Source organism: Paenibacillus sp. Mc5Re-14, assembly GCF_001049835.1.
In the GTDB taxonomy this organism is placed as follows: domain Bacteria; phylum Bacillota; class Bacilli; order Paenibacillales; family Paenibacillaceae; genus Paenibacillus; species Paenibacillus polymyxa_C.
The window spans coordinates 263835-279074 of sequence record NZ_CVPD01000001.1; the positions used below are offsets into that span (position 1 = coordinate 263835).

The 15240-nt window shown below is 44.4% G+C and carries 13 protein-coding genes; 2 read left to right on the forward strand and 11 right to left on the reverse strand.

The features are described from left to right. Positions 1-144 precede the first annotated feature (144 nt). Positions 145-1047, reverse strand: coding sequence for a copper amine oxidase N-terminal domain-containing protein (locus BN1546_RS01060; protein ID WP_090735413.1), 903 nt, complete (start codon positions 1045-1047; stop codon positions 145-147). Positions 1048-1320: 273 nt separating this feature from the next. On the opposite strand from BN1546_RS01060, the gene BN1546_RS01065 reads away from it, so the two are divergent. After that, positions 1321-2541, forward strand: a complete 1221-nt coding sequence (locus tag BN1546_RS01065) for a peptidase M56 (RefSeq protein ID WP_090735416.1) — start codon at positions 1321-1323, stop codon at positions 2539-2541. Between the two features lie 447 nt (positions 2542-2988). Here BN1546_RS01065 and BN1546_RS01070 read toward each other — a convergent pair whose 3' ends face one another. The 9 genes from BN1546_RS01070 to BN1546_RS01110 all read right to left on the reverse strand — a co-directional run bounded on the left by BN1546_RS01070 (position 2989) and on the right by BN1546_RS01110 (position 14315). Beyond that, positions 2989-3798 carry an SDR family oxidoreductase gene (locus BN1546_RS01070; RefSeq protein ID WP_090735419.1) on the reverse strand — a complete coding sequence of 270 codons (810 nt, stop codon included), beginning with the start codon at positions 3796-3798 and terminating at the stop codon, positions 2989-2991. A gap of 267 nt (positions 3799-4065) precedes the next feature. After that, entirely contained in the window at positions 4066-4902 is an 837-nt protein-coding gene (locus BN1546_RS01075) for a hypothetical protein (protein WP_090735422.1), read from the reverse strand. Positions 4903-4914: 12 nt separating this feature from the next. After that, positions 4915-5667 (reverse strand): vWA domain-containing protein, encoded by a 753-nt coding sequence (locus BN1546_RS01080; RefSeq protein WP_013370788.1) that lies wholly within the window; start codon positions 5665-5667, stop codon positions 4915-4917. 84 nt (positions 5668-5751) lie between these two features. Next, positions 5752-7794: a serine/threonine-protein kinase gene (locus BN1546_RS01085; protein WP_090735424.1), complete on the reverse strand. Its 2043-nt coding sequence runs from the start codon at positions 7792-7794 to the stop codon at positions 5752-5754. A gap of 202 nt (positions 7795-7996) precedes the next feature. Next, the gene (locus BN1546_RS01090; protein ID WP_007430133.1) at positions 7997-8272 is read right to left on the reverse strand and encodes a WXG100 family type VII secretion target; all 276 of its coding nucleotides are present in this window, start codon (positions 8270-8272) and stop codon (positions 7997-7999) included. Positions 8273-8530: 258 nt separating this feature from the next. Continuing rightward, on the reverse strand, positions 8531-9067 hold the full coding sequence (locus tag BN1546_RS01095) for a WXG100 family type VII secretion target (RefSeq protein WP_013370786.1): 537 nt from the start codon (positions 9065-9067) through the stop codon (positions 8531-8533). A gap of 5 nt (positions 9068-9072) precedes the next feature. Then, entirely contained in the window at positions 9073-9915 is an 843-nt protein-coding gene (locus tag BN1546_RS01100; RefSeq protein WP_025679804.1) for a hypothetical protein, read from the reverse strand. Between the two features lie 16 nt (positions 9916-9931). Continuing rightward, on the reverse strand, positions 9932-13927 hold the full coding sequence (essC, locus tag BN1546_RS01105) for a type VII secretion protein EssC (protein WP_025679803.1): 3996 nt from the start codon (positions 13925-13927) through the stop codon (positions 9932-9934). 67 nt (positions 13928-13994) lie between these two features. Next, the gene (locus BN1546_RS01110) at positions 13995-14315 is read right to left on the reverse strand and encodes a hypothetical protein (protein WP_013370783.1); all 321 of its coding nucleotides are present in this window, start codon (positions 14313-14315) and stop codon (positions 13995-13997) included. Between the two features lie 390 nt (positions 14316-14705). Here BN1546_RS01110 and BN1546_RS01115 point away from each other — a divergent pair, with 390 nt between their 5' ends. After that, positions 14706-14945: a hypothetical protein gene (locus BN1546_RS01115; RefSeq protein WP_013370782.1), complete on the forward strand. Its 240-nt coding sequence runs from the start codon at positions 14706-14708 to the stop codon at positions 14943-14945. 127 nt (positions 14946-15072) lie between these two features. On the opposite strand, the gene BN1546_RS27195 is transcribed toward BN1546_RS01115, so the two are convergent. Then, positions 15073-15222: a hypothetical protein gene (locus BN1546_RS27195; protein WP_023988262.1), complete on the reverse strand. Its 150-nt coding sequence runs from the start codon at positions 15220-15222 to the stop codon at positions 15073-15075. Positions 15223-15240: the final 18 nt, after the last annotated feature.

Genomic DNA, 15240 nt, shown 5'->3' on the forward strand with positions numbered 1-15240 from the left:
CTTGTGGTATCGTTTGCAGCGTTTGCGCTATGGATCAGTACATGCTCAACTGTCTCCCTGTCAGGACCTCCAGGTTCACTAAATGCATCTCCATAATAACATACAATCATTTTGCTCAATTGGACAATAGGGTAAGACACTTAATTATTTCTTTTCCTCCTGCACATTAACAATTAAGTCTGCAAGCTGTTTAGCATCCTGTACTTTATGGGATACAACTACATTCCCCTTTGTGTCTATAATCCCATATTCACCGACCATCCCAACTGATCCAGAGTTATCATTAAAGAAAACAAGTCGTTTAGTTACAGCTGGTTGTTCACCCCATATACTTTCTATGTCTCCCCCCAAGTATTTAGACAAAGAACTGTGTGTTCCATCCAGCTTAGAAAAAGTCTTTTTTCCCTCCCAAGCTAAGCTCATATAACCATTTTTCAACTCGTAATAATAAATACTATCACTCCAAATAAAATACATCTTAGAAAAATCATTCTCTGGGAAAATATAGCTGAAACTGTCTCCTTCAGGTCGATCCTTGGATACATAGAATTGAACTCTTTGTAGTCCAATAACCCCCAATCTAGCTTTTGCCAAATCACCACTTTGTATCAGCTTTTGTGCATTTTGATCAGGTTTTATAATAGCAATACCATTGTTCTTAGAGTCCCAATCTACAATAGCATTAAAATTCTCGCTAATGAATCTCAAAGGAACATAAGTCGTGCCGTCTTTCATAACTGGAGGAGTGCTAAGGCTTATTTCTTTATGATTCTTGAGGGCAACGTTTTTACCAACAGTTAGCTGCAGACTATCGCTATCATGAGTCACAATTATCGTCTTGCTTTTGCTATTCCAAGCGACTTTATAGCCTCCTAAAGACTCTATAACACGTACAGGTACAAAACTAGTATTGTTTAAAACAATGGGACTTTTCATATTAGTAAGAAGATTCCCATTTGCGTTTAATTGAATGGGCTTCGCCTTTGCACTAGCCATATTTCCTGAAAGTATAAGCAGAACAACAATACTAAGAAAAGTTTTCTTCAATATAATTCTTCCTTATCTGTTTTAGATTGATATTCCTTATTTTTAACGCTGAATGACTATCGTGGCTAGATTCCCCTTTCTTCACATCCAAATTTCCTTCATCCCTCAAAGAAGCCAATCTAGTTTACCATGAATAACCTTTATATGGTATACTTTTCTATAATCATACTATAAAGCACAGAGCTAATTCCTTACTGGCAATTGAGATACTACTTCCTACCGGGGAATCTATCAAATTTTTCTATGGTAACAAAAATGAAAAGGAGACTTACATTGATCTTCAAAAACAAAAGACGCTTGTACAAGCTATTTGCCGTGGTATTTCTCTTGTTGCTCTTCTTGAGTGCTATCCTTCTCACCAATTTGACGCATACAGAAGAGATCGCCGATCCTGATATGAATGCTCGCACAGTCCTTAAAGCAGGAGACACTTCCTCGTTCAAAATTGACAGGCTGAACAGCTCGTTTCAATGGTTTCATAGTCTGGATCGGGCAATCCAATTTAAAAAATTTGATTTTAAAGTTCCTGATCATCTGCCCGAGGGTTATCAGCTTGAAATTGTAGATTTGAGTAGGCTCTTTTCTGATGCCAACCAAGCTGATCTTCTTAATATCGTATCCATAATGTTCGTATCGAAATTTGGCAGCAAAAATGAGCAATTTATAGAAATGCTGGCTTCCAAAGGGAAAGGAAATATGTTGGAACATAATTTACTGTTGGGTGCTCCAAACTCACAAAAGTTAGCACAAACTCAGTTTTTCCAACAAAGTGAGGTTACATTGGGAAATGTAAAAGGCGTGTTATTCACGAAAAGGCAAGGCTCTCAGCATAATCGAAAAGCAGCCAACAGCTTTGTCTGGCAGGATAACGGTGTATCGTATGCAATCAATTGGGAGAAGCTCACGCAAAAAGAAATTGAAAAGGTTGTACAATCCTTCACTTTCCCACAGCAAGTCCAACGTGTTCGTTACGACGGAGAAGGGAATTCATTTCCTCTGTACGATGAGACGGATTTACTTGCAGTGAAGAATATTCTAGGCTTTAAAGTGAAATTTCCGGACAGCTTGCTGAACACTCACCTTACGCTGAATGACTTGATCTTGTTGAGGGCGGAGGATCAGAATACTAGTTACTCGTTTAGACAAACTGCAGATGCTCTGTGGAACACCTATCGTGCACCGTACAATTCCACAATTTATGATGACCCGAATGACGAAATTTTGTTCTATCAAAGTAAAGTGCCGCTTTTTGAAACGACTAAGCTCTCGTTCATTCGTAAGCTGGAGATTAGTGGGGTTGAAATTTCGGCTTACGCCGACAACAACCACATCTACTTTGGACCTCTCTATTCCAGCAACGACAAATCAAAGCTCAAAAGTCAAACCTACTACTTTTGGAAGCAAAATAATGTTTATTATGCTACGGCCTTCCTAGGTCTGGATAAAAACCAGGAAGATAGTTTGAGGACTTTAGTTCTCACTCCTCTTCAATAGGATTGAAGTTGCATAATACGTTATCCTCCCCAGTTATGATTTTGGACTCTAGAGCTCTATAAAGAGCTTTATTGGGTCGAGTGTTCCTTTAATTAGGTGAAAAACTACCATCGTCTGGATGACGCGACTACAAACTAGCTTTTTCTTACGTAAAGCAAGGATTCATTTTCTTCGGTTGTGCTATTTGCTTTATCTATCTGTAAACAATCAGGAATTTAGATGCTGAGCAATCCAACTATTTAGTGCTCATGCACTTAAGTCGTATTCAAAAAAAACTGTTCATTGTATCTGTTTATTCTAATAATCCTTATTTTTCTATCAAATAAAATAAAGTAAATCCATTCCAGAGATTTATCCAGTATATTTATAAGGCAACTGTGTAAATATAGCCCATTGATCAAAAAAATATCAATAGGCTGCAATATAAAAAACACTTAAGGTTTTGTTCTAAAACAATAACGACTCTGCCCCGTCAATCACAATTTGTGCGCCAGTGATGTGACGCGAATGATCAGATGCCAAGAAAGTCACCAAATCAGCAACCTGCTCGGGTTGCCCCGGTCCATCTGCCAACGGCTGATCTCCTTCAGGAAATTGCACAGGGATGGTAATCTGCTTTAACCCTTCTGATTTCTCAGTGGTTTCATCAATATTCGTCGAAATAGCCCCTGGATAGATGACATTGACACGAATACGAAACTTGGCCAGCTCCAGGGCTGCCATTTTAGCAAAACCGGTTTGACCTGCCTTTGATGTGCTGTAGGCTGACATCCCAAAGCTGGTAAAACGCTGATTTCCATTAATCGAGCTTGTAATGATAATGCTGCCGCCACCGTTCTTTTTCAAATGTGGTATTGTGTACTTCACCGTCAGGAAGGTTCCATCCAGATTCGTTGACAATGTTTGCCGCCAATCCTCAATGCTCAGCTCCTCGATCGGTCCGACGACCCCGTTAATCCCCGCATTGGCAAAAATGATATGCAGTCCGCCAAACAATTCAACCGCTTCCAGAACTGCTTTTTCCACACGCACCGGATCGGCAATGTCCACGTCAAAAGCCCGGGCTGCCCCTTCACGTATGGCATTAATTTCTCTTTCCGTCTCCAAAATACGATCATTACTTACGTCAAAAAGAGCGACATTTGCTCCTTCTCTAGCCATTTGAATGGCCGTTGCCTTACCAATGCCAGAGCCAGCCCCCGTAATTAGAGCAGTTTTACCTTTAAACCGTGCGCCTCCTGCATATGTGTAGCTCATATGTATCGCTCCCTTTCAATAATCTGTATAATCACAAGATTACCCAAAAGGGTATACTTTATAATCACCATTTTTGCGCATTTTTTGCTGTTCTGTTGCGATATTCAGGAAAAGATCGAATATTTCGTGCATTAGTACTTCTTTTCTTCTTCTCTCTCGCTACATTCCGTAAATATCTTGCCTATTCGTAATTTTCTATGGATTGATCAAAAAAAGGACGTTCTACAACCATAAATAATGGATGTATACGTCCTTTGGTTTATTCATTTACCACTGCAGCTCAATAAATGCAGCATCATCATCAAGTCCCCCGGTATGAGACGCATCCAGCAATACCTGTATCTGCTCATCAGGGACAGGCTCGCGAATAGGATCTAAATCGGACAAACCGTCCGTATATACTTGTAATCTCATTGGCATATCTGCGAGTATGCTTCTTTCGTACCAATGCGGCTTCCCTCCAATCGGCCCACGGCTTGTAGACCAGCGCTCCGCAGTAGAGAAGGTATGATCAAACAGTTCGCTGATTTCTTCCGCACCGTTCCACAATCGCAAACGTGAATCTCCTTGCCAGGCAAGTCGGAGACGACCACGGGTACCTCGTTTCGGCAGTTCGATTTTACCGCAAATATACATGGACTGGCTTCCCTGACGACGTTTATCTTCCAGTACTGAACGCATTAAGCCTGATTCGTGATCCAGAGGCTGCCGATCCAGTTCCTCAGTAGCTGTACCTGCCAGACGCTCAAGATACTCCTTCAATTGATTAGCAGACAGATCCTGCCTCTGTTCCATCCAATCCAGTAAAGAAGACCCTAGATAGCGGGCTGCAAAATCTCCTCGGTAACTGAGCCCGACACCATCACACAAGACAAAACAACAGACAGATTTATGAATACGTACTGCGGCAAAATCCTGTCCGCTTTCCCCCATGCTGGCAGATTCGGCAGACCTTCCATAGCCATAACGACACATAAAGCGACTGTGATGAGATGATAAAGGCTGATCGCCTGTCTGAGAGCTTATGTAAGCAAATTGCTGAGTCAGCCTTGCATTCAATCCTTTTTTTTTGCTCGTGGGGAGCAGCGACAGCAGTGGATTCATGCTTTTACCTCCTTACCGTACAGGCGTTGCCGCTGACATTTGAAAACCAATGGACACCAGTTCCGCACAGGTTCCAGGTAGCATCATAATGGCTCCTTCACCTAACTGATAATCTGCCTCAAACAGCATTTCCCGATAGCTTTCAGGAAGTACAGAAGACATATTACGTAATTTCACAGCATGTTCATCCTGCAACGGCGTATTATGCGTCAGCCCTTTCCAGCGACGTGGGTCCTGAATAGGCGTTTCCAGCAACCTGTCGGATAAAAATATATTTTCCACCAGTACATTGCCGTCTGGTACACTCATGTTCATAATGCGCTTCGCAATCGGTTCCGGATCATCGCCTGTGGAAACACCATCTGTCATATGGCAGACCAAAGGTGCAGGACAATCCTGCATCCCTGGTAATTCCGCCTGCAAAATACGTTCAGCTTGCAAGAAGGCTTTTGCTGAATCTGAGAATCGTTTGGGTGTCAAATCAGGCAACGAACCAATGGCCGCAATTTCATCAATTCCCTTGACACCATTCAGCAGGTCATACACGTCGTCACTATAAGCCAAAATTGCAATCCGATAGCGCGCAGTCAACCGATTTCCCTTGGTCGATCGGAAAACCATTTGTCGAATCGCTAGCGATATAGCTTCATATACAACGTCAATACGCCGCCGCCCTTCCATCAGCATGTTCATCGACGCGCTGATGTCAATCAGGTAAATGATCAGGGCGGGAGTACGTTGTGAAGCCTGTATTGTATAGTTCATGGTTTGTACATGCTCCCCTCAGTTACCTTCGATCTGTCTCTGTTTCCTAATCTATCATTCTTCCATATATAAACATATGAAACATCAAATTTTAGGCAGTCTAAAATTCGTATCTCCTAAAAAGTTATAAATAGAGGAAGCCCGATAGCCCACTTCACCTACTGAACGATAATAAGAAGGATTACTGTCATATAATGCTCTAAAACGTTTGGCAAAGCTCTTTGCCTTCGTCGTGCTTCCACCTTCCTGAGAAGCATACGCCTTGTTGTACAAGGAAATAAGCTGGAGAACATTCTCCTTGTTACGTGCCTGTATAGCGTCTTTTCGCTTTTGTTCCGCCTCAGCTGCTGCTTTACGAGCTGCTTCTTCCTTGGCGGCACGAGCTTCCTGCTCCTTTTTCAAGGCCAGGTATTTTTCATACTTTGCCTGTTGATCATATGCTTTTTGCTTCGCCAACTTGGCAGCAGCCTGCTTGTTTTGTTCCTTTTGGGCGAGATAAGCTTCATATTTAACCTGTTGAGCGATCAGAGCTTGTTGTTTCTTTTGCTCTTCCTGTTGCTTTTGAGCAGCAAGAGCCTGTTGTTTGGCCTGCTGTTCAGCTTCCTGCCGTTGTTTCTCCGTTAGCGATTTTTGAGCGGCCTCCTGCTCAGCTGCCAACTTTTCCTCGGCCGCTTTTGCAGCCTTCAATGCCTCTTCTTGCTTTGTAGCCTCGATTTGTCGCTGATTAGACTGATCTGCAAGAATACTCACAGTTGGGATTCCAGCTGCCAAAAGAACAACTGCGGCCGAAGCTGTAACGATAAACATTTTGGAGCGATACCAGGCTTTCGATTTTTCAGGTTGCTCTGGCATCTTGGGATTCAGCTGCTCCTCCAGTCCTGTAATCGCAGCCGACACCTCCACATGCAAAGGACTGCCGTCTTCTACAAAGTGATACAACGAACGATAGACTTCCAACGCTGCAGCAGGTTTGTTCTGCTGCTCCAGTTCACGCGCCTGTCGAAACAGCTTGTCCGTTACTCCACGCTCTCCCTGCTCTAGGACATCCTGATTTAGCAATGCAGCCTGTTCAGCTTTGAGCGGTGCAGGGGTTGCCAAAGAGGATACCGTTTCACTTGAGGACCCCGCCGCCGCCGATTCTATTGTTTCTGTCACAGCTGGCTCAGTTTCTATAGTCTCAACAGGAATTTCCTGCTCAGTAACCGCATTAAGTACAACCAACCATTCGCCAAAGGTAGGACAACTACTTAAATCCTGACTATCCCAGGCACGACTAAATAGTTCTACCACCTTGCTGCCCCAACGGGATTCAAGCGATTTCCGTAAAATAAAATAACGTTCGCAAGGCGTCTGCATTTCATGCTGATCAAAATAACTTTCGCCCCACGCTTTATCGACCACCACACGGTCAGACCAGCCTAGCATCTCCCCAATAATGATAGCCCCTGCAAAACGGTCTGCATATGCACTCCATAACCCGCTGTGAACGGTACGATGTGCAGCATACCCTGGCGATCCTGCTAATAGTGCATCTGGACGATCCATTTTGGTGCTATACATTTGCTCCACGTCTACCAATTCGACAGCTGACGTGCCTTCAGGCAGTTCCACTTCAGAAAAAAACGGAAGCATAACATTAGGCGCCGATAAATCACAGTGAGCCAATCCTTTTTGCTCCATCGCTGAACCGATCCCTGCCAGTGCTCTGGCTAAAGCCAGACTATCGGAAGCCTCAAGCTGACGCTGATCTGTGAGACAATCGAACCATGTCATACCATGAACCCATGGCATCAGCACCGCGTACAGCAAATCAGGCTGCTCAGCGATCAGACTTCCGTTTCTTTCTGGAGTGAGCACATCACGCTTGCATACCTGCAAACCGGGAATATCCCCGTATGTTTCCATATGCTCAGATTGATAAACCATAGCCGGGATGCGGAACTTCGGAAAAAACACTTTAAGGGCTTTCGCCTCATGCGGTGCTCCGTTTTTGGCAATCAGCTGGTATACAATTCCCTGCCTCCCTGCTTGTGCATAGGCTAAACCGGGTGCAGCGGGATGTCGTCCAACCACATAAGCTGTGCCGTTTATGATCAATTCGTCTCCCGGATTCGGTTGAAAAGACATGAAACATCCCTCTCCTTATATCGTTCAGTATGCTAGTTTTCCTCACCTTATTATATACGTCTATGGATGGCAAGAAAACCGGGTATCCGAAGATCGCCCGGTTTTTCCTGTACAATCTGTGCCAAACCGTGAGGAATGGGTTCACATATTGCTTCTTTATAGAGTGATATATGATAAGTTAATGCCGATCAGGCATGACAACTTATTTTGCTTGGTCAACCGTACGGAATTTGTTAGCGATAGCTGTCAATTCTTGGCTAATGCTATTCAAAGTCGTTACGAAAGCTTGCATTTGTTTGCTAGCTTCTTGGAACTCTTGGAAAAAGCGTTGTTTAGTCATACCTTCCCATTGACCTTCCATACCGGAGATGGATTGAGTCAAGCTGGAAACGATCTGCTGGCTTTGCTCACCACTTTGTTTAAATTGGTTAGCTACCTGATCAACCTGTTCTGGGGTAATTAAAATGCGTCCTGCCATTTTTTGCGTCCTCCTTGATGATAAAAAATGTTTTTGTTTAGCTGGTTCAAATTGTACTATGGCTATTTAATTCCCTACAAAAGGCAAAGGACCTAATTGCAATAATCCCACTTTTTAACTAGAAAGCAGCATCTAACAGTACAATCTTAATAAAACAACCACCTAATAAGTCCCATATTAGTCCCATAAAACCGGGAATGGTATAACAAATTCATATGGATTTACAAGTCGATCCAGATCATCTCGGAACGATCCGAACTAAGCGACAGGCTGATCTCTTGCTATAGACGGGTCAGTAAAATACCAATCCTGCGGACTGCTAGAAGACGCCTGCTTCAGAATATCCTGATGCAGGGTGCCTACATCCGAAGGCTGTACACCTGCAATAGCATGTACGACAGACTGCGGGTTGGAAATCAGACTGCTTCCTTCCGAAGCTTGCCCAGGCAGAATAGACGGTGATTGTTGATTCGACCAATCGAGCATCGTGACGGGTCGTCCCAATGGTTGGCTGGCAAATGGCAGAATCGTTTGATAGTTGTGGTCAACAGACTGAAACTGCTCTGCCTTTCGGTTCAGTTGTGTACCTGATGTATGGAGATAAGCATGAATCTGTTCTGACATCCGCTTGGCTTGCATCCACTGATTCAAGATCGCCTCACGTGCAGATACATCCCAATCCAGCGATTGTAACGCCTGCTCCAAACCTGCTGTTAACTGTTGAATTTGCTCCGCCGCATGCTGTAGCTGCCCGCTAAGCCCCCGAAGCACATCCGGTTCAACTCGAATGCGCATATCCATCACCCTTCTTCTGTCACTTCTTCAGTCACTGCCGACTGTTTCAACCAATTCAATAATAAATCCACAAACTGTTCTCTTGAAGCCATAGCTGCAATCAACCAGTCTCCGTTACCAGCAGAGCTCATCCGAAATATCCAGTTCATTGCAGGACACAGGACAAAAGCTGCCCGTTGTGACTCCCACTCTCTGCCGTTCCAGACCAGCAATTGCAATTCTCCCTCGGCTACACGGGAACTCAAAGACTGAGCCAGTCTCATCGCCCCCTCTTCATCTCCGCTAGCTTCGGTTAGCTTACTGCTGATTTGAGACAAACTTTCTCCAGCAGATTGCTCGTAAATTTTATTAAAAGCCTGCTTGGAAAACATAAGCGCGGGAGATTCAGGTACAAGCCGATCAACCCAGCCCATTTTATCAATCAATGTTTCGCAAGCCTTTTCCACATTACCCAGATCGTACAGACGATATTCATCGGGTTCGTCAACAGATTTCACAAGCTCCACCACACGCTCATTCGTGCAATGAAGATAGCCTTCAAACTGCTTACCTCCCTTTACATAGCGTATACGGCAAGCCCTGTTGGATAATCCCGCGATAGCAACTCTTGAAAAAACGGTAGGAGGCATAGCCAGCTCTTTGCCCTTATCGGCTTGCTTCAGATAACCCTTTTCCAGAAGAGCAGCTTTAACCTGCTCCCACTCTTCCGCCAACTCCTCTGCTAGATAGCCCTTAAACGGATCTTCCACCCCAAGCAGTCTGTCAGAACCCAATACGCCTGCCAGAAAAAACAGTTCCTTTGCCTTGAGGGTTATTAACTTCTGCTTGGAAGCTTGAAACGTTAACATTATGAGCCACCTCCCTTCAAACTACAACATGCCATCGGTCACGAATTTTCGTTATCCAATCCTCACAGCTCATTTGCTCTGAGAAGGGAATCGCCGCTTTTATCCTGGTAAATTTGCGTCGTACGTAGTATCCCTGCCCAGGAGGCAGGACTTTTAGGCCACCAGCAGCAGCATTTGCTTCCGAATAAGGGATACGAAAGAACGATAAATCATTCGAATCCAGTGTTCCAAAAAGCATACCGCTTTGGCTTGCCTTGACATCATTAAACCAGTCCACACCAAAGGTAGGGAAATCAGATGGCACACCCGATAGCACGACATGCACATTGCGATCACGTCCCAACCGTACAATGGCGGAAAGCTGATCCTTTATCATAAAATCGTTCAGTTGCTTGCTTAACATATCCGCATCATCAATGACCAGGAGCAGTTCAGGATCATTCCCATCCTTGCTCCGTTGTTGAACGATATCATGCACCTGTTGTACCAGAGGTCCCATTTCCTCCTCGCTTTCGGCAGCAGCCTTGACATGAGGAAGATGTCGTAATCGGGATAGTCCCCCGCCTCCATAGCGTGTATCGATCGTATAGACTTGCATTTGATCCGGTGACGTGTAATAAGCGAGCGAAATAATCCAACTCATCAGGAAGGAGGTTTTTCCACCCTCCATTGGACTACCTACGATAAAATTGGGCCCTTCTTTCAAATTCAGGAGAAAAGGCTCAAGATCGTCACTCTGTAGGCCTACAGGTACTTCGTAAGGAAGCGCACCTGATGGTCCACTCGTCCGATCCCACTGCTGAAGTAATTCCAACAGTGGAACCCGCTCAGGCAATGGGAGAATGGCGGGTGCGTGCTTGCCCTTCCATCCCTGCAAAATGCCAGCGATATTGCGACGCAGTTGTGCTGATCGTTCCGCCTCATCTTCTCCTGGTGAAGGCAGTGCCGTCTGGAACTCCAGCGGAGGAACATGCCCTTTAACCAGAGCCCGACCCGGAATTAACGGTCCTGGTGTTTTGGCTGGTCGTCCTACCGCATAATAGTAGTCACTAGGATCAGCCAATTCGAAAGAAACAGCATTAGGTATGTTACTGCGGAACTTCTCAAACACATCGGTAATCCGGTTCGCTGTAATGATGAACGTGATACCTAGACTGCCTCCTTCACGCAAAAGAGATTCCAGCAGTTCATTTTCATCCGGATAGGCATTTCGAAAATTAAGGTATCCATCAATAACTACGACAATTTGCGGAACATCCTCGACAGCAGAACGTCGAAAAGAACTTATTGTTTTGACGCCAGCCTCAGAAAGCATTTCCTTACGTAGGGCCACCATCTTGAACAGATAGCGGAACAACCGTTTAATCCGGTCATCCTCCTCGGCCATCAAAACAGCACCGATTTGTGGAAGCTCTCCAAAGTCGCGCATGGTTCGACCCATGTCAATGATATAACCGTTCCAATGATTCGCAGCGTAACGCTGAGCCGTGGACATCAGCAACGTATGCAAAAAGGTCGTTTTCCCCATGCCCGGCATGCCATACACAGCCCAATGACCATGATCCAGCGACGCATACATCGGCTCCTGCCGTTGATTCGGCAAATCATCGACCAGCCCAATAAGAGACTTGAGCTCCAAGGATGATGATGTACTATCTATTTCGGTACATTGCGGTAAATTAGTTAAATCCAACATTTCTGGCAGCGGTGGAAGCCACGGTCCCTGAAGACGTTCGATTCCTGCCTTAGCTGCTTCTTTTGCGATATAATCAATAAATATTTGAAGCTGTTTAGGAGCTTCTTCTCCTTTTAAGCCTGAGCTTGCCCGTTCGCCACCCGTCAATAGCGCTTCACGTTTCCCGTTCAGTCTCACTTCATGAACAGGTAAGGCAGAAGAAATGTCTCTGTTGCCTATATACGGCGCACCGCTCCAAGCAAATTGCATTTCTTCAAACACTTCGTCGCTACCCACTTGAAAATATCCTCGTCCCGGCTTCGTTATCCACGCGGCATTCGGTATTTTCAACATATCACGGCTATCACCTTCACTTTGCACCCGCAAGCAGATGCGGAACCTGGAGTTACTCCAAATCTTATCATCTACAACACCAGCAGGCTTCTGAGTCGCCAAAATCAGATGGACACCTAATGTCCGCCCAATCGCGGCAATACTGATTAGCTCGTCCATAAATTCTGGCTGATCCCGCTTTAACTGTGCAAATTCATCAATAATAATAACCAGATGAGGCAGCGGTTGTTCCTGCCGCTGCCGGAGTAGTCTGTAATATTCATCAATATGCTGTAAATTGCCCGCATCGTTCAATATCTTCTGTCGACGAACCAGTTCTGCTTTAAGAGATATTTTAGCACGCTCAATCAGATTATTGTCCAGGTTCGTGATCGTGCCCACAACATGCGGCAAGTTAACGAACGTGTTAGACATGCCACCACCCTTGTAATCTATCAGCATAAAAGCAAGATCATGCGGGTGAAACTCAGCAGCGAGCGAGGCTACGATAGACTGAATAACCTCACTCTTCCCTGAACCTGTCGTACCGGCGATCAAGCCATGGGGACCATGACCTTGACGCTCTATTTTATCATGCAGGTTAATCATAATCTTTTTGCCGCCTGCCCGCACGCCCATCGGGACGGGTAATGTATCAGGATGGCGGTTACGTCGCCACCGGTCTGCCACATCCAGTTCTTCCACACTTGCTACACTCATCATATCAAAAAGAGGCAGAACAGCGGGAATATCAGAAGCCGAAGAACGCTTCAAACGAATAGGCGCCATGTACCGCGCCAATGCATCGGCTTCCTCTTTGGACAAACGATCCGGTTTAAAACTTTGCTGTTCAACCTCCGCTGATTCTGATTTAAGGGCATATACACCCTGTTCCTTGGAAGCCTCCACAATCAGCTGACACTGCATTGGCAAAGCTTCTTTACGAGAAGCCAGCACAATCGTACACGCATCTATGGCTCGGCCGTCCTCTAGCAACAACGGCAGCAAAGGTTCTTCCTCAATCAGTTGGGTATCAGATAAAACAATGACATAACACGGCGCTTCCATACCTTTGCCCTGACGTTCATTGCGATTATTTTTTCGGCGGTTTAATCTGGCAAACAGAAAGTCAGCTAATTGATGGGCGCTACTACTGCGGTCTGACATCATTCTCTGGATTCGGTCATCATCCCACACATGCGGGAGCCAGCGCATCCAAGTCCATTCACTTTCCTCTCGCTCATCATAGAAGGAGGCAATTTTCACTTCATCTGGCGAATGACGAACCGTCACTTGTGCCAAGATCACTCTTAACGCAGCCAGGGTATGCTCCCGCTCGCCGACCAATCCAACCACTTTGGATTGAAACAGCGGTAATGTGATAGAAGCAGCGTCCACCAAACGAAATTCTTCCTCCAGCTCATCTGCAGCCCCCAACAAGGGATCACGGTCATAACCGTCAGGTCGTGGAATTTGCAGTTTAATATGAAAGGGAACTTGTCCAGTCCCGATACGTACCTGTAAAAAATCTTCATCCTCTGGTGATCGTTCCCAAAGAGAACTGTTGCGGTTTTTTACGATTTGAGTGCATATTTGCGGATCACCGTGAATTTCATATAGTGTGCGAATTTGCTCTTCGCGTTTCATTTCGAGTTCTTCACGATGCTTTTGGAGCTGTTCCCGATACATTCGGTCCCGCTCCTCCAACTTACGCTTATATTCCTTCTTATTATTTAAATAGACGAAAAAAGGAATCGTATAAGATGTAAGCATCATGACCACAGTGACCATCTGGAACATCAAATAGTTACTGTTGCCCATCTTGCCTGTTCTGCTCATATATACGTAAAAGCCTACAGTCACCAACGTCATCATTAACGGAATAAGTATAGATATAATAGAAAAAGACGGCTTGCTCGGCTCAGCCGGAGGCCGCAAAATCTCCAGCTTCTCCTCCCGGAGGGCCGGTCTTAATCTCGGGGATCGCTGGTATAATACATTCAAGACAAAAGTCCCCCTTTTCGCTTACTATTTCATTTTACCAAGGTTTCATATTATTTCATGTGTGTATTTACCCATTTTTTTCAGTTTGAAACAAAGAACGCCTTCCATATACAGGCGCCTCGTCCTGAGTTGTCGAAAAAGCTCGCTGAATGCGCACAGTACAGCCTTCCCGCAAACCTGCTCCTGTGAGTAGCTGGTTATCCTCCACTCTGAACCAAAGTCCTTCCGGGAATTTTGCTTCCATAATATATTGCATGCCTTCAGCCGGAGGCTCACCAAAAATACGCACACCCAGCATCAATTTTAAATGTTCCACCGAGTATTCATCAGCCACCTCAATATCAAACCACTCTGTTTCCTGTCGTCCTGAAAGCACGGTCAGGATCATCTGTCATCCCTCCCGATCCTTAATTTATACAGCAATACTCACGCAAAAAGCCTATTTCTACGGAAATATGGCTATCGTAACTGTAGCATCCGCCTATTAGACTGTCAATTTGTTACAAAATACCCACACTCAAAATAAAACAATGACTTTAGGCATGCTTAAAATTAATGGTAGAGTCATATGAATCAAAAATAAATATTTATAAAATTTAATTTGCGTGCTTACGTCATTTTGTCGATTAGTTAGAACTTAATTCGATTGTTACCCAAATTGTTGTGAACACTTTGTAAATTTTTCAGACCTTTATGTTTTTATAAGGTGTTTTTAAGGTAATTTTAAGAAACGGGCACTACAATAAAGCCATGAAATAACTCAGGTGAGGTGATTTTTGTGAGAACATTAATTACATTTCAAAACAAACGTATTCCCGTATACTTCAATCAAGAAAATAAGCAACCGGTACAAAAAACCTTAAAACTTCTAAGTAATACTTTGGAGAACAAAATCTCCAGCGGCAAGCGTGCCCTTCAAAAATGTCTTAACTCTTTGATCAGTATAGAGATTGTCGGTTGTGAAGCCATCCTGCATAGCGTTAGTGAAAATGATTCATTGGCATTGTCCCTCTATTAAGAGGGACTTTTTTTGTTTGCATTAGACACAAAAAAGAGAGGGGCATTTCGGCACCCTCTCCAAATCAGCGGTTTTGAAACATGCTACATGTGACTTACCTCAGCCTATGCATTTGATCAGACTCTATTTATAGTATTCTGCGATAACCTTTTTTACCGCCTCGTTCCTTATTCTGCGCCTTCTCAATTCGTATTCTAAACAGTTCTAGTAAATTAGCGCGTGTATGCTCTTCCCGGCAGTTGTCCAGCTTTTTTAAGATAAAACGATCAATGGACATATGACTCAGGCTCCTTTA

What these genes read in the sequence shown, in the direction of transcription:
- BN1546_RS01090 (WP_007430133.1), bottom strand. Translation starts at nt 8,272, where the DNA reads ATGGCAGGACGCATTTTAATTACCCCAGAACAGGTTGATCAGGTAGCT.
- BN1546_RS27195 (WP_023988262.1), bottom strand. Translation starts at nt 15,222, where the DNA reads ATGTCCATTGATCGTTTTATCTTAAAAAAGCTGGACAACTGCCGGGAA.
- BN1546_RS01095 (WP_013370786.1), bottom strand. Translation starts at nt 9,067, where the DNA reads ATGCGCATTCGAGTTGAACCGGATGTGCTTCGGGGGCTTAGCGGGCAG.
- BN1546_RS01110 (WP_013370783.1), bottom strand. Translation starts at nt 14,315, where the DNA reads ATGATCCTGACCGTGCTTTCAGGACGACAGGAAACAGAGTGGTTTGAT.
- BN1546_RS01100 (WP_025679804.1), bottom strand. Translation starts at nt 9,915, where the DNA reads ATGTTAACGTTTCAAGCTTCCAAGCAGAAGTTAATAACCCTCAAGGCA.
- BN1546_RS01085 (WP_090735424.1), bottom strand. Translation starts at nt 7,794, where the DNA reads ATGTCTTTTCAACCGAATCCGGGAGACGAATTGATCATAAACGGCACA.
- BN1546_RS01070 (WP_090735419.1), bottom strand. Translation starts at nt 3,798, where the DNA reads ATGAGCTACACATATGCAGGAGGCGCACGGTTTAAAGGTAAAACTGCT.
- BN1546_RS01080 (WP_013370788.1), bottom strand. Translation starts at nt 5,667, where the DNA reads ATGAACTATACAATACAGGCTTCACAACGTACTCCCGCCCTGATCATT.
- BN1546_RS01075 (WP_090735422.1), bottom strand. Translation starts at nt 4,902, where the DNA reads ATGAATCCACTGCTGTCGCTGCTCCCCACGAGCAAAAAAAAAGGATTG.